The organism is Bifidobacterium hapali, assembly GCF_002259755.1.
In the GTDB taxonomy this organism is placed as follows: Bacteria; Actinomycetota; Actinomycetes; order Actinomycetales; family Bifidobacteriaceae; genus Bifidobacterium; species Bifidobacterium hapali.
The window spans coordinates 61693-79443 of record NZ_MWWY01000020.1 but is presented as its reverse complement, the minus strand read 5'-3'; the positions used below and the strand labels follow the sequence as shown (position 1 = coordinate 79443).

Sequence of the window (17751 nt, the reverse complement as noted above, 5' to 3'; positions counted from 1 at the left end):
ACTGTGAACGATCACTACGTTGCTGCTGATCAATGATGATCGATGATCAATACGATGGAAAAATATGGCAAACGCCTATCAGGAACGATCAATCAGTGAATAATCAAAATCAAGCACGGAATGCAAGAGTGATCACTAAGTGGTGATCAAACCAACAACGGTGATTCCGTGGGTTTTCGGCACAGATGCTGAAACGGAAGGAAAGGATACCCACCATGAGGAAAGTCTCTCCGATTTTCAAGGCCGCAGCATTCGCTGGTGCTGCAGTGATGATGCTGGCAGGCTGCGGTTCGAGCAACAACGCATCCGGCGGCAAGACTGAAGAACTTGACGAAAACGCCAAGACTGAGATCACCTTCGCTGGCTGGTCGCTCGACACCACACCGGAGTTCCAGACGCTGGCCGACGGATTCATGGCCGAGCATAAGAATATCACCGTCAAGATCAAGCAGTACTCCGCTGATGATTACGACAAGCAGTTGACTTCTGATATCTCCGGCAAGAGCCAGCCGGATGTCTTCCCGATCAAGAACCTGCAGAAGTACTACACGTATGCTGCAGAATCGGGCGGCCTTGCTGACCTTTCGGATATCGCAGCCAGCTACGACGGTGACAAGAACATTGATGTCTCCTCGTACAAGCTCGAAGATGGCAAGTATTACGCAATGCCATACCGTCAGGATTCTTGGGTGCTCTTCTACAACAAGGACATGTTCGACAAGGCTGGCGTGGCCGCTCCTGACGGTACGTGGACGTGGGATGACTACACCAAGGCTGCTGAAGAGCTCAAAGAGAAGCTGCCTGCAGCAGGCTATGACAAGAACTCGGTCTACCCGCTCTACCAGCACAACTGGCAGTCCGTCGTACAAGGCTTCGCGGTTGCACAGACCGATGGTGCGTACGACGACTTCTTCAAGGGAGACTACAGCTACCTGAAGCCTTACTATGAGCGCGCACTCAAGTGGCAGGAAGAGGGCCTGACCATCGACTGGAACACCTCCAACTCCACTAAGGTCCAGTATCAGGCACAGTTCGGCACCCAGAAGGCTGCTATGCTGCCGATGGGTACATGGTTTGCTGCAACGCTGGTAAGCCAGCAGAAGTCCGGCGATGCTGACAAGTTCACATGGGGTATGGCTCCAATCCCGCAGAACCCGGACGGCGCCACGTCTGACACTCCGGTAACCTTCGCTGATCCGACCGGCTTGGCTGTTTCCGCGAACATCTCCGGTCAGAAGCTCGCCGCCGCCAAGGAATTCGTCAAGTGGGCTTCCGGCGAGAAGGGCTCCGAAGCACTCGCCAAGATCGCTACGACTCCGGCCTACTTCTCTGATTCTGTCGCTGACACCTACTTCGGTACTGAAGGCATGGCCACCGATGACCTGTCCAAGAAGGCATGGACCGATCACAAGACCAACCCTGAGAACCCGGTTGGTAAGGGCACCGATGTTATTCAGGACGTGCTCAAGACCGCTAACTCTTCAATCATGACGAAGACCTCCAGCATTGACGATGCGCTCGCTAAGGCTACGCAGGATGTGAAGGATCAGGGCGTCGTCGAGTAATACGTACTCCTCGAAACTCGATATCGATCTCATTCATAAGCGACTGTACTGAAACGGGGGTCGGGCTGTACCCGCAAGGAAATAGCCTAGGCCCCCGTTCATCATGTCCTTTTTGTTCAACTCATCCGACTTGTTCCATATACGAACATATATATAAAGGAGCACTGCAGCTATGACACAGGCACAATCGGCTGCAACCATTGCGCCGCCAGACCACAGCAAAGCCAATAAAGCTATCGGCCGGCGCAACCTCATCAACGGCATCGCATTCATTGCCCCGAACTTCATTGGCTTCCTCGTACTCGTTCTTATTCCTGTTCTCCAGCTGTTCTACATCGGTTTCTCTAAGTGGAGCGCATTCGGTGACCCGAAGTTCAACGGTCTGACCAACTGGGCGAGACTGACCCGAGACTCAAACTTCCAAGCATCGTTCGTCAACACAATCGTCTACTCGGTTGTTCACATTCCGCTTACACTCGCTATCGCTTTCGCGCTGGCTGTACTACTCAACACGAAGCTCAAGGGCCGCGCGTTCTTCCGCACTGTCGCGTTCTTCCCATACATCACTTCGATCGTCGCAGCCGCACAGGTATGGAACATGTTGTTCGATGCCAAGTCCGGTGTGATCAACCAGATCATTAAAGTCTTCACCGGCGGCTGGGCTCCGGGCTGGATGGGTGACACCAAGTGGGCTATGGTCGCGGTGATCATCGTAGCCACGTGGCGTGAAGTCGGCTACTTTATGATCCTTATTCTCGCAGGTCTACAAACTATTCCAGGCGAACTCTACGAAGCTGCATCCATCGATGGTGCGAACAGCTGGCAGCAGTTCTGGAAGATCACCGTGCCGTGCATGCGACCGACTTTGTTCTTCGTCATGGTTACGTTGACGATTCAGTCCTTCAAGATCCTCGACTTAACACTCGTCATGACCGATGGTGGCCCTGGTACTGCAACCCTCATGCTCGCACAGTACGTCTACCGTGTCGCCTTCGACCGTAGCGACTTCGGCTACTCAGGCACTGTTTCGCTCGTACTATTCGCACTCTGCATGATCGTGACGCTTATCCAGTTCTGGTACAACAACAAGAAGGAGAAGTAAGATGACTGCTGCAAGCATCAGCCCGGTTGCGGGAGCCAAGTCTGCTTCCGCTGATATTCCGTTCAACAAGAAGCCCGTCAGCCCAGCTAAGATTGTCGGTACCATTATCGGCTATATTGCGATGATTGCGATTGCCGCGTTCACGCTGCTGCCGTTCGTTTGGATGCTTTTGGCATCCGTCAAACCGAACAACGAAGTGTTCATGGTGCCGTTCAAGTGGCTACCGAGCGTATGGCATTTCGAGAACTACATCAACATTTGGACCAAGTCTGACATGCTGCTGTGGGTCGGCAACACGGTGTTCTTCGCGATTATCGTGACCTTCCTACAGGTGTTCACCGGCTCGTTCGCCGCCTACGGCTTCTCTCGTATCAAGTTCGCTGGCCGCAACGTACTGTTCCTTATTTATATTGCAACGATGGCCGTACCGTGGCAGTCTTATATGATTCCGCAGTTTAAAATGCTGTCGAGTTGGGGATTGGTTGATACGCGTTGGTCGATCATACTGCTACAGGCATTCGGCGCGTTCGGCGTGTTCATGATGAAGCAGTTCTACGACACGATTCCAGAAGAGCTTGCCGAAGCGGCTCGCCTCGACGGATTAAGCGAGTTCGGTATTTACGCGCGTATTGTACTGCCGCTGTCTGGTCCGTCCATCGCAGCACTCGGTATCATCACCTTCACCAATACATGGAACGACTACATGGGTCCGCTCATCTACTTGCGCGCTCAGAACCTGCAGACCATTCAGCTTGGTTTGAAGACCTTCATCAGCCAGTTCAATGCAGACTATGCAATGATCATGACCGGTTCTGTGCTTTCGATCCTGCCGATTCTGGTGGTCTTCCTCCTCGGACAGAAGCAGTTCATTGAAGGTATTGCCACCTCCGGCATGAAGGGCTGATCTTCCTTCCGGTCGGCTCTTCCTTACACACTCGTTCGGTCGGGGTACCGTCTTGACTTCGGTCTGGCTTTGGCTTGGCTCCGACCTTGCTTCGGCCTAGCTTCGGCCTTGCTTCGGCCGAACGAGTTACTATTCGGTCCGCATGGTGTGCCTGTCACCATGCGGACCTTTTTCTATCGCGACTGTTTGCATCACATCAATATGACGCTGGCTCTCATTGAATCCGTCAGTACGAATCCGCAGTAAGGTAGATTGTATGAACAACGAAGATCGCAGTAATAACAACGCTTCCCCTGATGCGACCAATAAATGGTTTCAAGCTGATGCGTTCATGCATATCGTCAACTCGGTGACGGTCATGATTTTATCGGGCATCTGCTGCCTGATCGGCTCACTGCCGCTCGTGATAGTTATGCTTATGGTCAACGATCTGACATATTGGCCGCTATATTTCGCTGCTGCTGCGATTTCTTCGCCGTCTGTTGCAGCGCTCTATGCAATGTTTCGCGACCACCCGGCTTTACTCGCGCGTGGTTCGCGCGTACGCGTCAAGCGGTTTATGGAAGCTGAAAATGATGCGGAACATCACGGGTTTCCGCCAGACTGGATTGCGGGACTCTACGTGCGGCAGGATGTTGCCGTTGCAATGTTCCGCCCGTATTTTCAAGCATATGCGCGACTGTTTGCACGCGCATTGGCGGTAGGTGTGACGTGCTGCGTGATTGGTTTTGCGTTCACCTATAATATTTTGTTGTTCTCACAGTTGTCGTGGGGCGTGTACGTGACGCCTGCGTTGGCGGTGTGCCTTGTCTTCTTGTTTGCGGCGTTTTCGATCGCAATGGTATTGATTGTGGAATATCCGAAAGCAAAGTATTGGTCGGTGATGCGCAACGCTGTGCTGCTGTGTATTCGTCGCGTATATATTCTGCTTATTGCAGTAGTGGCAATCGTGGCGTACGGCTACGGCTTATTCCACTGGGCGTTGCCGATGATGGTGTTTGGCACCGGCGTGCTGTGGTATCTCATTTGGGGTGCGTCGCGTTGGCAAGCGCAACGTTTATTCACTAAGATGGCCACGGAATCAGGTGACCCGCGCATTGTTGAACTCTACGAAATAGCTCCGTCGTCCTCGTCTGCCGCTACGTCATCTTCATCGTTTGGTGGTTTCTTCTCCGGCACCACCGACTGGCGACAGTAGTTATCGTAGATATGTCTCGTGAGGTAGCTGCTATTCAGTAAAATCTAAAACGGATGCTAGCAGATGGAGTTGAGCGCGTCTTGCGATGATGGGGGAGCGGTGGCATATGCCTGCTCGAATTGCGTGAGCGCGTCGAGGAGTACTTGATCGTAACCAGTGAGCGCGGCGAACGGCATGAATTGGGCTGCTCGATTGTGATGTGACATTGGTGGATGAAATCGCGAAATATGGTGTGGCATATCGATGATGTCATCGTATCGGTGCGTAGTTTGCAGCGCTGACACAGATGTTGGCAATGCAGGCGAGGACTGTGAATCGCGATGATCTGTAGCCTTCTGAAAATCGTGGTTATCACCGCTGCCCCTGTATGCCGGACTACTGCTGCTAGTCTTGCTGGACTGCTGCTCGCGTTGATCTTTATGATCTGCATGATCTGGTTTTTGAGCTGTCTTGGTATCGTCATACCCAGCCGCATGACCGCCGATCTGATTGTTGCGATCGCGACCAGTCGCGTCCGGCTCAAGATTCATGCCCTTAAATACCGCATTTTTTCCGAACCGACGTTTAACTGCAAGCAATGTCTGTTGCATATCATGCTCGCGAAGCTGAGCTGTGTCTGCTTCGTCGCGCTGATATAGAGCATCAGATGACGCAGTATGAGCCGACTCATCTTCGATGGTAGAAAATAAGTCGAGTTGTTCGCCACGCATACTGTGTTTTACTGACGGTACGTCATGTGCAACAGTGAGATCATTCGTGGTATGTGTATACGGTCGCAATCGGCTTACCACGACGGTAATACGCCGCACCCGCATAGCTCGATCAATAATACGATCATACAGTCTCACCATCGCATCGGTAATAATCTTCGTTGACGACGTGTACTCACCTAGATCAGCGGAACCATTAGCTGGTCTCGGCACACGCTTGCCAAATCGATTTGTGGATGTTGGAAACGATCCTTCAAACCCTTCCACACCCTCGTATCCCACATATAATCCAATTTGACCAGCAACTAACCCTTTGTCGACCAGCTCCAACGATATGGCGTCTGCCATCTCACGCACCACCAACCGCGCCGATGCCCACGAATACGGTTGATGTAACACTTGCCCAGAGCTCAGCGAATGATCAGCAGGCTGATATGCCTTAATATCAGCAATGTTGCACGGTTCCCAACCCCATGCATGATCGATCAATAGTTCAGCGTTCACGCCGAACATGCGGTAGAGGAGTTCCTCATTGTAATAGTCATTCGCGCGACCCAGTGAACACCGTGCAATATCGCCCATTGTCAGTAATCCCGCTGATTCAAGTCGACGTACATATCCTCTACCAACCCGCCAAAAATCAGTGAGCGGCCGATGATTCCACAGCAGGCGGCGATATGACGTTTCGTCTAGTTCGGCAACCCGTACTCCATCGCGATCGGCTGGCATATGTTTGGCGACAATATCCATAGCAATCTTGGCAAGATACATATTCGACCCAATACCAGCAGTAGCGGTAATACCAGTTTCTGCAATGATATTCTGCACAATGAGGCGCGCTAACTCGTGCGCAGTGACATGATAGAGCTTGAGATATCGCGTGGCGTCAATAAATACCTCGTCAATCGAATAGACGTGGATATCTTCAGGAGCGGCATAACGCAAGTAAATGGAGTAAATCTGCCCGCTGACCTTGAGATAGTATGCCATGCGCGGCTTAGCGGCAATATAGTCTATCTTCAATTGCGGAGCGTGAGCAAGTTCGATGGCGTTCGATGATGCACCAACGAACTTGCGTCCGGGAGCGCGCAAGCGGCGTTCTTCGTTGGTACGGTTCAGTGTTTCAACAACCTCGAATAAACGAGCGCGACCGGGCAATCCATATGCTTTGAGCGATGGAGAGACGGCAAGGCAAATCGTTTTCTCGGTGCGGCTCGTATCGGCAACCACAAGGTTAGTGGTTAGCGGATCGAGGTCGCGTGCGGCACACTCGGCTGAGGCATAGAACGACTTGAGGTCTATGGCCAAATACGTACGGTTCGCGTCATCACTCATACCACCATTGTCGAACATATGTTCGACAAACGACATACTGAGATAAGATGTCTTGTTATTGCTTTGATGTGAATGTAGTCAAGACCAACGGTGTCTGCGGAATGATGTCGCTGATTGATTGAAATGCGCATAGTGTGTATTATTGAAAAATGAGATTCAAGGAAATTGAAAGAATCCTCCTCAAGGATGGGTGGCGACTGTATTCGCAAAGTGGTAGTCATTGTCAATACACGCATCCCGATAAGTCAGGGCGCGTGACTGTGCCGAAACATAACGGAGACCTTGCTCCTTTTACTGTTAAGTCGATATGGAAACAGGCTGGTATTAACGAAAGGAAAATCAAATGAAACTTGTTTACCCGGTCGTTCTCTACCCTTCTGGTATTCCGGGGGGATATACTGTGCTTTGCCCTGATATGCCGGGTCTCGTCACTGAAGGGCGTAATCTCGCTGAAGCGCTTGATATGGCTCAAGATGCAGCTAGTGGATGGGTGCTCGGTGAGCTTGAAGATGGTCATCATGAACCGCACGCCAGTAATATCGCCGATATCAAGCCTGATATTCCGGATGGTATTGTTACGCTTATTAGCCTTGATATGGACGCATATGCTGAAAAATACGGCAAGAAATCAGTGCGTAAAAATGTGACTATTCCAGCGTGGCTTGATGCCTTCGGTCAACAGCAAGGTATTAACTATTCGCAAGTGTTGCGTGAAGGACTTGAAGACCGTTATCGTTCACTTCAAAATGTGTGAATAAAATAAAGAATGGTGTTGAGTTATTTCAGCAGATAGCGAGATAACCCAACACCATGTCATCGTGTCATTGTGCGCACACCGTAACAACATACCTTAGTTCAGCGCGATCTTGTCGATGGCAGCGAGTTCGTCATCACTGAACTCGGTGTTCTTGAGCGCGCCGATGTTGTCGAGAATCTGCTGTGGTTTCGACGCTCCGGCGAGTACACTGGTCACCGCATCGTCGCGCAGCAGCCATGCGAGGCTCATCTCGGCAAGTGTCTGACCGCGCTGATAGGCGATGTCGTTCAGGGCCACAATCTTGCTGTGCACGCGTTCGACGCTGTCTTCGTGCAGGAAACGAGGATCGTGCGCCACGCGCGAATCGGCGGGGATGCCGTTAAGATAGCGATCGGTCAGCAGACCCTGATCGAGCGGGCAGAAGGTAATAAGTCCCTTGCCGAGGCGCTTGGCAGTGTCCTTCAGGCCATTGCGCTCCACCGTGCGATCGAGAATATTGTACTTGTTCTGATTAATCACGAACGGCACATGCAACTCGTCAAGAATCGCAGACGCACGCTCAAGGCGCTCTCCGTCATAGTTTGACAAGCCAACGTACAGTGCCTTGCCACTCGCTACGATCTGAGCAAGCGCGCCCATCGTCTCCTCGAGCGGGGTGTTGTCGTCCGGACGATGATGGTAGAAAATATCCACATAATCCAACCCGAGCCGCTCAAGGCTCTGATCAAGTGAGGCGATCAAATACTTGCGAGAGCCGCCGTCACCGTACGGTCCTGCCCACATTTCATAACCGGCCTTAGTAGAGATAATGAGCTCGTCGCGATGCTTAGCGAAGTACTGGTGAATGAGACGACCTGCGCTCTTTTCAGCGGCTCCTGGCTCCGGGCCATAGTTGTTGGCGAGATCGAAGTGGGTGATACCGTTGTCGAAGGCGGTGAATACGAGCGATTTCATCTGCTCATACGGCGTGATATCGCCAAAGTTATGCCAAAAACCAAGTGAAATTGCTGGCAATTTCAGTCCGCTGGTACCGCAACGGTTGTATCGCATCGTGTTGTATCGGGTCGTTGCTGGCTCGTAGTCGTGGGTTGGCTCAAACATGATCATCCTTCCTTGGGTTATGCGGCGCTGACTGTTGTCGACCGTCGGCGTCGAGCGGGGCGCAGCACACGCATACTGCTGTGTGCAACGTGCGTGAGATGGCCACTGGTACTATCATTGCGCTTCAAGTGCACTTGAATACAAATCAAGCATGATTGACTGTGCTGCAGCGTGTCGCAACGTTGCGTATTGTGTGTCATGAATGTGTTTGTAAGGAGAATGTGATGTCGGACCACGCAGAAGATGATCCTTGTGAGGAAACATACACAATTCGGCAAATAGCAGATCGGTTCGGTATGGAGCCTTCGACCTTGCGATACTATGAAGAGCAGGGTTTGCTGCCGCACGTTGAACGTAATGCGGCTGGACAACGCGTATATCGACGTGAGCATATTTGGCGACTTGGATCGATTTGTTGTTTCAAGGATGCGGGTATGACTATTGATGAGCTCAAACGGTTCTTTATATATGAAGCGGATGAAGCTGGCCATATTGATGAGATGATGGAGTTGCTTGAGCATCGTCGCGAAGCTATCGAAGCACAACGTCGCGCACTCGATGCGGCTTACGATCATGTGCTACGCAAACTCGATTTTTACAGTGATGTGCGTACGAGTATTCATGAGCATCAACCGCGCCCTGACTGGGGTGTGTATGCGCGTCGTCATTACGTGCAGTGAGCGTCGAATGATGACGAATAGTGGTGAATAGTAATGAAAACACGCAGAGTATGCTTGAAAACTGGCGCAGTGTGCTCAGTATTTCTGAAAATCGTAACGTTGCGATAAAATGCATAGCCAGACAGAGATGACGAAATAGGGACTAGGTAATGGGGCAGTTTGAAATCGTCGTTGGCCAGTTGGTCGGCTTCTTCATTATGCTGATGGTCGGTTACGGTTGCGTGCGAGTGCGGCTATACGGGCAGAAAGCGCTGGATGGCATGTGCTCGCTACTGTTGAGTGTACTTATTCCGCTACTCGTATTCTCCAATGCGGTCGACGGCACCACACGTGAACAGCTGATCAACAATCGTGGTGATATCGTGCTCACGATTATCATGTACGCACTGCTTATTGCCGTGTTTTTCGTTGTTGCCCGTGTGCTACGGTTACGCGGTAATCGCTCGCACATCTTCCAATGCTCGATGATCTTCGGCAACGCCGGCTTTATCGGCATTCCGATCTTGCTATCGCTGTTCGGCAAAGAGGCAGCGTTGTTCGTAGCATTAATGTCGTTTGTAGACCAGACAATTCTATGGACGTATGGTGTGTGGTTGTGTGATCCGGTGCCCGAAAACGGCACGCCTCGCAAATCGGTATCGGCTAGTGAAAAAGTGCCGTTGATCGAGCGGACTCTTGGTCTGTTGCGGCGGTTTATTAATCCTGCGTTCGTGGGCAATATGACCGCTCTCATATTGATTCTGCTTGGCGTGCAACTGCCGTCAATCGTATTAGCTCCGTTGCAGAAAATTGGCGCGATGGCAACACCAATGTCGCTGATCTATCTTGGCGGTCTGTTTGCGCTCACAAAATGGTGGACGGTGCTTAAACGGTACGAATTGTATGTCGGCATGCTCGTCAAGATGATCGCGTTCCCACTTGGATTTTACGCGCTATTGAACGCAATCGCTGGTTTCCTGCCCATGCCGGTTACGCACGACATGATTCTTATGATTACGTTGGTTTCTGCGCTGCCCACCATGACGACAATCGCCATGTTTACAGGACGCACGAACAACATGCCCGAATACGGTGTCGGATTCGTACTCGTCACCACGCTGTGTTCACTAATCACCCTGACAATCGTCTCTGCGGTGGTGCTGTAGTAGCGCGCGTAACAACGCGAAAGCCGATACCAGACGATACCAGACGAAAAAACGAGCATAAGTGCGCGCAATTACCAAGCCCGCGCGCAGTTACGCTCGTTTTCAACGCAAAAATCGAGCGTAACTGCGCGCGAGGCTCGTGATTGCGCGCACTTACGCTCGAATTATTGAGGTGGCATACGATTGCGGACTACTTTCATGACTCGATGAGATCGCCGTCTTCGATGTAGCTGCTAGAGTTGCTTGAACCATTACCAGACTGGCTGTTATCAGATCCGTTCGATGAACCGTTTGACTCACTATTGTCACCGCCGGGCAGGCTTGACGCGCCACCCGTCTGACCGTTGTTTGATTGTCCGTTACCAAACTGACCGCCCATACCGCCGCCCGGCATCTGCATGTACTGGCTGGAACGGTTGCCGCCATTATCGTCGCCTTCAACTGCGTTCACGATTGCAGCCCCTATCGCGCCACCGATCAGGCCGCACACGAGTGAGACGCCAGCGACGATAGCCCAGAACCGCACTTTCGGATTGCCTTGCTTAGGCATCGGTACTTGACCGTTCATCTGCTGGTTGGGCTGATATGGTTGAGCTGGTTGCTGCCCGTACGGCTGTTGATTGTGCTGCGCATATCCTTGCGTGTAAGGCTGACCATACGTTCCGTACTGTTGGTCACCTGCATACTGACCATTGGCAAACTGTCCATACTGATGAGCTTGACCGGCTTGGTTAGCTTGACTGTCCTGACCAGTATACGCTGATTGTGCAGTCTGCGCATGCGTGCTCTCGCTGACTGACTGTTGGGCCGACTGTTGCGTTTGCGCTGTTTCTTGTGCGACATCATAAGTCGGCTGAATCGGCTCAGTTGCCGCAGTATGCTCAACTGTTTGTTCAGTTGAAGTAGTCGATGAAGTTACGTCGGCCTTCGGGGTAGTGGTGTTGTTGCTCATGATCATTCCTTTCGTAGCGTTGCGATGCATGATTGAATATGGGGATAAAGGATGGTTGAAAACTGTGATAATAAATTGGTAATTGAATTGGTACTTGAACTTCTGGCGAGGAATGAAATATCAGGCCATCGTCCAGCTAGTGCTGGTGCCAAACTGACTATCAAACTCAGAACGGTCAATCATTTCATCTGCTAATTGCGTATCTGAGCCAGCATTCACTGTGGTTGAGTATTCGCCTGTCACGGTTACTGTCACGTCACTGTCTCCAGTGACAACAGTTGTACCGTTCGCAACAATCGTCACCGTGTCGCCGTTCTCATCAACAATACGGCCGCCAGATGCAACGTTGAGCGCGGAAATCGTCGTGTCTTCGGTGACCACCCATGTGGACGAACCATCCACGTTTACAGTGATCGGTGCGTCGCTGGTCGAACTGTTACTCGCCGCAGAGTTCTCAGTAATCGATGCTGCGCCCGTCCACGTCGTTCCGTCGAGCAAATACAGGTCGACTGAGGAAATAGTATCGGCAGTCACGTTGCCTTTCAACGTTTGGTTGCGGCCGGTGAATGTGACTGTCGCACCATTCGAGCCAGCTGAACCCCAGTTATTCGCATCGTTGCCGGACGCGTTAATCAGCGTCGCTTTGCTCGTATCAAAATCGAGCGTAGTGTTACTGAGCACTACGTCAGCGGTGGTGTTCGTAAAGTAAAACATAGACCCGGATTTGATTGCTGACTTCAGCGTTGAATCTTTAGCTTGGAATGTGGCATGCTCACCGGTGGATGATTCCGCATCGCCAGACGTGGACTGGTAAATGATCACGCCGTTAGCGATTGGATCGGAACCGGTACGATCGGTATTGGTACTTTCCAGCGTTGAATCGTTGATGAGAATCGTGTTATAGCCTTCCATACCAGCGATTTGCGCGCCAGTGGCAGTGCCAGTGACACCGCTGACTTGAACGTCACCAGTCGAGTACAACAGTGGCGAGCCGGAACCGGCAGTGGAGAGCGTGGAATCAACGACTGACACGTTACCGCCGCCGCGATCAGTTGCTACGGTTGCACTGTGATCGCCTTGCGTATCGGCTGTGACTTTGCCAGCGAGAATCGTACCGGAATAGGTAGCGTCAAGCGCACGCGAATTATCAGATGTGGTACTGATGGTCGTGTTGTACACGAGTGCGGTGCCAGAATCAGTGGCGAATACGCCGTTTGAACCGGAACTGGAAGCGCTGAGCGTGCTACCAGAAATAATAGTCTTGGAATCGTCTCCGACGGCAAGAGCGACCGAATTGGTGCCGTAGAAATTATTGTTATCGGCATTATCGGAATCGCCAGATTTGATGAGTTTACTGTTTGTAATGGTCAGTGTGCCACCGTTCGTGGCGAGCGCTGTGTTCTGATCGGCTGTGGTGGATTCGATAGTTTCGTCATCGGAGGTTTGCTCGGTGGCGTCGGCGGTGAGTGTGGCGGTGTATGAGCCGGTGTAGTCGTAGCTCATGGTGTTAGCGCCGCCGCCCATGCCCATGTTGCTGTTGCCGTTCATGATAATGCCAGTGTTGGTTATCGCGCGAGAGGAGCGATGGATGATATACGCGCTACCAGCTCCTGCCGCGGCGCCGGCTGCGAGTGAGACGGTTGCAGCGATGGCGATGAGACGATAAGTGGCGTCGGTCGGTCGCATAGCAAGAGTGTTGCGAGCTGCTGCCTTGGATTGGTTGCGTCGTGCTGTGGAACGTTGTGTTCTAGTCATGATCGTCATCCTTTCGTTTGGATGACTTCATTACACGTCGTCTTGCGTGGGATGTGCTGGAGTGTTGCGCAAGGTCGGCTGGCGAGTGCGGCAACGGTTTCTGGAACTTGTCTGAACGTCTGCTGGATGCGATAGTGCGTGGCGTACGTGCAACAGTGAACGTACACGGGGTGGATTTGGACGGTTAGTTGGCGAGATTTTCGCGGATACGAGCGATGATCTGGTCGACGGTTAATCCGTATCGTTCGTTGAGCTCAGTGAGTGGCACGCGGTCAGTGAATTCTTTCGTCGCGCCGAAGTTGAGTACGCGCAAAGCGGCGATCGTGGGGTCGCAATGGTTCGCGTACCATGCGGTGACTTTCTCACCCCAGCCGCCTTCGAGTTGACCATCTTCGAGCGTGACGACAAGCTCGTGGCGTTCGGCAAGTGACGCAAGAGTTGTTGCATCGAGTGTAGAGAACTGTTGCGGGTCAATAAGTGTTGCGTCAATTGCTAGCTCAGACGAACCATGAACGGACGCGTTTGTACCATCTGCGGTGTGGTTGGCGAGGGTCGTAATCACACGCAGTCCGAGTGGTAGTTCGTTGCCGAGTGCAAGAATAGCGACTCGTGAACCGGCATGGACGATATGGTAACGTGACCACGGTTGATCGTCGGATATGGTCGATGGCGTATCGGAAACAGGTTGTGATGCTGCTGTGACAGGTTGAGCGACAGTCTGTTTGCGATCACACGGCAGTAGTCCTGTGCGTTCAGCATTGAGAATCGTATCGCCGGGTACGCGAATAACCACAGGTCCCTGATTAGCTGAACTTGTTGACCATGCGAGCATATCGAGGAACATGGTTTGCGATGTTGGTGCAAGACAAGTCAGTCCCGGAATATTGCCGAACATGGCAATATCAAACGCGCCAGAATGCGTGTTGTCACTGCCAGATAATCCACCGCCAAAGTCGAGCAGTGTGGCTGGAGTATGGTTGAGTGACAGTTCTTGCTGAAGTTGATCAAAAGTACGTTGGAAGAATGTGGCAGACGTGGCGAGTACTGGTCTGCCGCCGGCGCGCGCGATACCGGATGCGAACGCAACTGCGTGCTCCTCCGTAATACCAGTATCTACATAATGTTTGCCAGCACGGTCACGAAATGCTCGAGTAATACCGTTCGAGCCGGGAGTTGCGGGGGAGATAACTACGAGTCCAGGCTCGTGATCGAATCGTGACTCAAGTTGAGCCATTGCTAACTGTCCGTAATATTTACGCGCGCCAAGCGGACGGTGAGCGGCACTATCTGGATTAATCCAGTGATTCGCTTCGCAACGGCCTGACGTAGCCACAGACTCATCAACAGGCTGTGCAATATCGTCAGAAGCAGGCAAACCAAGTCCCTTGCACGTATGAATATGCACCACAACCGGATGATCTGTATCACGCACCTCAGTGAACGCGGCGACGAGCGCAGTCACATCGTTACCGTCTTCCACATACCGGTAATCCAAACCGAACGCAGTGAACAAATTCGGTTCCGCAGTCCCGCCCGACGCGCGCAACCGGGCAAGCGAGGCATACATGCCACCCTGATCTTCCGCGATCGACATCTCATTATCATTGACCACAATAATAAGATTGCCACCCTGCGCAGCCGCATTATTCAAACCCTCAAACGCGATAGCCGAGCTGAGTGAACCATCACCAATCACCGCAATAACATGCTCGTGCCCGCCGGCCATATCGCGCATTTTCGCCAGCCCACAAGCCAGAGAAATCGACGTACCCGTATGACCCAGCACAAACTGATCATGCTCAGACTCATCTGGATTCGTAAAACCAGTCACCGTATCCGCTAACGCCGGGTCAAGATACGCGTCCGCGCGCCCAGTCAGCATCTTATGTACGTAACTTTGATGTGACACGTCAAACACAATGCGATCGCGCGGCGAATCAAACACACGATGCAAGGCGACTGTAGCTTCGATCATGCCTAGGTTCGATCCAATATGACCGCCGTGTCGATGACCGTAATCAACTAGCGTGCGACGAATCTCCTCACACAAGGCAGGCAGTTGCGTCGCATCGAGAGCATGCAAATCAGCGGGTCCGTGAATCGTGCGTAACATCCCACCGTTCATAACCCGCGTATCCTTTCCCTTGTCACTTCCAAAGGCGACATCCTAGCGCACTGGGTTCCGTACAACAGTGTTCGCAAGCAAAATACCCGCAACATCTCCGTAAATCAGCATGATGACACGCCGCCGACACAACCGAGACATACCCGCTTTACTTCAAGTACTTACAGTTCGTACGGTAGAAGACGTCAACGATTCCGCTCGCCGGTTATGAGAAACCGACTAGTTCGCATAACCAACAATCGATTGAAGGAGCATACATGAGCGCAACAATGAAAGCTGCAATATTCGTCAAACCGGGCACTATCGCCGTCGAGGAAGTAGCAAAAGCAACCATTGAACGCGACGATGACATTGTTATTCGCGTTGTACGCACCTGCGTATGCGGTTCGGACCTGTGGTTTTTCCGCGGCCTATCTGAACAAACACCGCATTCACAAATTGGACACGAAGCAATCGGCGTAGTTGAGGAAGTCGGTTCCGCAGTTGCTTCGGTCAAACCCGACGATTTCGTGGTCGTACCATTCCCGTACAGCTGCGGAACGTGCCCGGTTTGCAAGGCTGGATTTGAATCAGTCTGCCCTCACGGCGGCTATTTCTCTGCTTGCCAAGCCGAATACTTGCGCGTGCCTGAAGCCGACGGCACAGTGGTCGTGGTGCCCGGTTCGCCAGACGACTACGATGATGCGACACTCGCCTCACTGCTGACGATTTCCGACGTGATGTCGACTGGATATCATGCCGCAGTATCCGCCGAAGTCAAGTCGGGAGATACGGCTGTTGTGATGGGCGACGGTGCAGTCGGCCTGTGCGGTGTGATTGCGGCCAAGATGCGCGGTGCGACACGCATTATTGCCATGAGCCGACATGAAGATCGCGCTGCGCTCGCCCGCGAATTCGGCGCGACCGACATTGTTCCGGAACGCGATCAAGCTGCAATCGACAAAGTACTGTCGATGACTGATGGCTACGGTGCAGACGCGGTACTTGAGTGTGTTGGCTCGAAACAGTCGTTCGACACGGCACTCGGACTTGTTCGTCGCGGCGGTGTGATTGGCCGCGTCGGCTTGCCTCACGATGTGACGATCAGCGCGGAAGGCACGTTCTATGCCAACATTGGTATTAAGGGTGGTCCGGCACCGGTACGTCACTATGACATTGCCGGCGGTCTGCTTGACGCGGTGCTCTCGCATCAGATCAATCCGGGACGCGTGTTCACTGGCGTTTACGATCTTGACCATATTCAAGACGCCTACGAGGCAATGGACCAGCGCAACGTCATCAAAGCCCTCATCACACTGTAATGGCGATGTGAAGTGATGATTGTGGTGGCTCAGGATAAGGCTGAGCCACCACAATCAGCCACCAAAATCAGGAAAGAACCCGCCATGTTCCACGTTTATCTGAACCATCTCGTTCGATGATTCCCGACGTTCGCAGTGTTCGGAGTATTCGTTTTATGGTGGATTCAGATACTAATAATGCTTGTGCGGCTTGCTGATAGGTAATTGACGGGTTCTTTCGAATCACGTTTAGTAGAAGTTGTTCCCGCACTGATAGGTCATTTACTGGGTCATTCACTAGGTCATTTACTGGGTCATGATGAGCTGGTGTATCACTTGCAATGGCAGTACCTTTCAGCCAGCGAACAGGCACGAATGCTTTGAAAATATCTCCATCGTCGAGTTCAGGATCTTTCCCTGAATATGGCTTTGAGTACTTGTTTGTGCTAATAATGTGCTATGCGCATTTATGCGATCATTCAGTACGAGGCAGAACTATCGAAAAGCAATATATACTGAGGATATGGCCACTAATCGCAGCGTAATGCGACGCACCGTATCGCGCGCATTGTCGCTCATCATTGCGCTGACAATGTCAGTCATCATGACAGCCGGTTGCGGTAGTGCGGTACAACCTAACTCGACATCACCAGCTGCGCCGTCCGATACGACGTCGTCGCACAGTATGCCGCCAAACAATAACACCGGCGAAGAAACAATGGCAAAGATCGCACCGTGGAATGTTACTACAGGGCGTAATGACGGTGTCGTGCCGCAGGTCACCGACGATTATGCTGACACTCGCGATGAGAGCGAGGTCACACCATCAACGAGTCTCAGTCATGAACATGACCTGTCAATCAACAGTTACGCAGTCGTCTCAGATGCGACGTTGCGACTGTACTTTATGGGCGGTACCGACAGCTGTTATGGATATCGCGTTGACATACAGGAAACGGATACGCAAGTAGCTGTGCGATTAGTTGAGGGACTCATACCAAGTGCTCCAGAAGCATGTACGATGCAAGCGGTGTACTATACGATGATCGTTACATTGCAACAACCGCTGGGTAATCGTACGGTGATTGATCAATCGGTTCGTAACTAGCTGAGCGATTGCGCTGATTTGTTGGTCTACGATG

The 17751-nt window shown here is 52.1% G+C and carries 16 protein-coding genes and 1 pseudogene; 10 read left to right on the top strand and 7 right to left on the bottom strand.

What is annotated here, in order from left to right; all coding sequences use genetic code 11:
* Positions 1–215: 215 nt before the first annotated feature.
* The 4 genes from BHAP_RS04490 to BHAP_RS04475 all read left to right on the top strand — a co-directional run bounded on the left by BHAP_RS04490 (position 216) and on the right by BHAP_RS04475 (position 4769).
* The gene (locus BHAP_RS04490; RefSeq protein WP_158216431.1) at positions 216–1565 is read left to right on the top strand and encodes an ABC transporter substrate-binding protein; all 1350 of its coding nucleotides are present in this window, start codon (positions 216–218) and stop codon (positions 1563–1565) included.
* A gap of 172 nt (positions 1566–1737) precedes the next feature.
* A complete protein-coding gene (locus tag BHAP_RS04485) occupies positions 1738–2667 on the top strand; it encodes a carbohydrate ABC transporter permease (protein ID WP_094729550.1) in 930 nt (309 codons plus the stop codon).
* A gap of 1 nt (position 2668) precedes the next feature.
* A complete protein-coding gene (locus BHAP_RS04480) occupies positions 2669–3571 on the top strand; it encodes a carbohydrate ABC transporter permease (RefSeq protein WP_094729549.1) in 903 nt (300 codons plus the stop codon).
* Positions 3572–3827: 256 nt separating this feature from the next.
* Entirely contained in the window at positions 3828–4769 is a 942-nt protein-coding gene (locus tag BHAP_RS04475) for a hypothetical protein (protein ID WP_094729548.1), read from the top strand.
* A gap of 56 nt (positions 4770–4825) precedes the next feature.
* Here the strand turns inward: BHAP_RS04475 and BHAP_RS12105 are convergent, their stop codons facing one another.
* Together BHAP_RS12105 and BHAP_RS04470 are read right to left on the bottom strand one after the other, a co-directional pair.
* Positions 4826–5008, bottom strand: a complete 183-nt coding sequence (locus tag BHAP_RS12105) for a hypothetical protein (RefSeq protein WP_420807710.1) — start codon at positions 5006–5008, stop codon at positions 4826–4828.
* A 228-nt stretch (positions 5009–5236) separates the two neighbouring features.
* Positions 5237–6832 (bottom strand): annotated as a pseudogene (locus tag BHAP_RS04470) (Y-family DNA polymerase); the annotation flags it as partial.
* 131 nt (positions 6833–6963) lie between these two features.
* Between BHAP_RS04470 and BHAP_RS04465 the strand changes: the two are divergent.
* Positions 6964–7161 carry a type II toxin-antitoxin system HicA family toxin gene (locus BHAP_RS04465; RefSeq protein ID WP_094729547.1) on the top strand — a complete coding sequence of 66 codons (198 nt, stop codon included), beginning with the start codon at positions 6964–6966 and terminating at the stop codon, positions 7159–7161.
* Positions 7158–7568 carry a type II toxin-antitoxin system HicB family antitoxin gene (locus BHAP_RS04460; RefSeq protein WP_094729546.1) on the top strand — a complete coding sequence of 137 codons (411 nt, stop codon included), beginning with the start codon at positions 7158–7160 and terminating at the stop codon, positions 7566–7568. The genes BHAP_RS04465 and BHAP_RS04460 overlap by 4 nt, the downstream gene beginning before the upstream one ends.
* A 96-nt stretch (positions 7569–7664) precedes the next feature.
* Here the strand turns inward: BHAP_RS04460 and BHAP_RS04455 are convergent, their stop codons facing one another.
* Positions 7665–8672, bottom strand: coding sequence for an aldo/keto reductase (locus BHAP_RS04455; RefSeq protein ID WP_094729576.1), 1008 nt, complete (start codon positions 8670–8672; stop codon positions 7665–7667).
* A gap of 224 nt (positions 8673–8896) precedes the next feature.
* On the opposite strand from BHAP_RS04455, the gene BHAP_RS04450 reads away from it, so the two are divergent.
* Complete coding sequence (locus tag BHAP_RS04450) at positions 8897–9352, top strand: MerR family transcriptional regulator (RefSeq protein WP_094729545.1); 456 nt, start codon at positions 8897–8899, stop codon at positions 9350–9352.
* Positions 9353–9501: 149 nt separating this feature from the next.
* Positions 9502–10497 carry an AEC family transporter gene (locus tag BHAP_RS04445; protein ID WP_094729544.1) on the top strand — a complete coding sequence of 332 codons (996 nt, stop codon included), beginning with the start codon at positions 9502–9504 and terminating at the stop codon, positions 10495–10497.
* A 196-nt stretch (positions 10498–10693) separates the two neighbouring features.
* Here the strand turns inward: BHAP_RS04445 and BHAP_RS04440 are convergent, their stop codons facing one another.
* The 3 genes from BHAP_RS04440 to BHAP_RS04430 form a co-directional block, all read right to left on the bottom strand.
* Positions 10694–11449 carry a hypothetical protein gene (locus BHAP_RS04440; RefSeq protein WP_094729543.1) on the bottom strand — a complete coding sequence of 252 codons (756 nt, stop codon included), beginning with the start codon at positions 11447–11449 and terminating at the stop codon, positions 10694–10696.
* 120 nt (positions 11450–11569) lie between these two features.
* Positions 11570–13204, bottom strand: a complete 1635-nt coding sequence (locus BHAP_RS04435; RefSeq protein WP_244569296.1) for an adhesin — start codon at positions 13202–13204, stop codon at positions 11570–11572.
* A gap of 184 nt (positions 13205–13388) precedes the next feature.
* Complete coding sequence (locus BHAP_RS04430; protein WP_094729542.1) at positions 13389–15329, bottom strand: 1-deoxy-D-xylulose-5-phosphate synthase; 1941 nt, start codon at positions 15327–15329, stop codon at positions 13389–13391.
* A 257-nt stretch (positions 15330–15586) separates the two neighbouring features.
* Here BHAP_RS04430 and BHAP_RS04425 point away from each other — a divergent pair, with 257 nt between their 5' ends.
* The gene (locus tag BHAP_RS04425; RefSeq protein ID WP_094729541.1) at positions 15587–16630 is read left to right on the top strand and encodes a zinc-dependent alcohol dehydrogenase family protein; all 1044 of its coding nucleotides are present in this window, start codon (positions 15587–15589) and stop codon (positions 16628–16630) included.
* Positions 16631–16697: 67 nt separating this feature from the next.
* On the opposite strand, the gene BHAP_RS12100 is transcribed toward BHAP_RS04425, so the two are convergent.
* Positions 16698–16880, bottom strand: coding sequence for a winged helix-turn-helix transcriptional regulator (locus BHAP_RS12100; RefSeq protein ID WP_420807709.1), 183 nt, complete (start codon positions 16878–16880; stop codon positions 16698–16700).
* 252 nt (positions 16881–17132) lie between these two features.
* Between BHAP_RS12100 and BHAP_RS04415 the strand changes: the two genes are divergently transcribed.
* Entirely contained in the window at positions 17133–17717 is a 585-nt protein-coding gene (locus BHAP_RS04415; protein ID WP_094729539.1) for a hypothetical protein, read from the top strand.
* Positions 17718–17751: the final 34 nt, after the last annotated feature.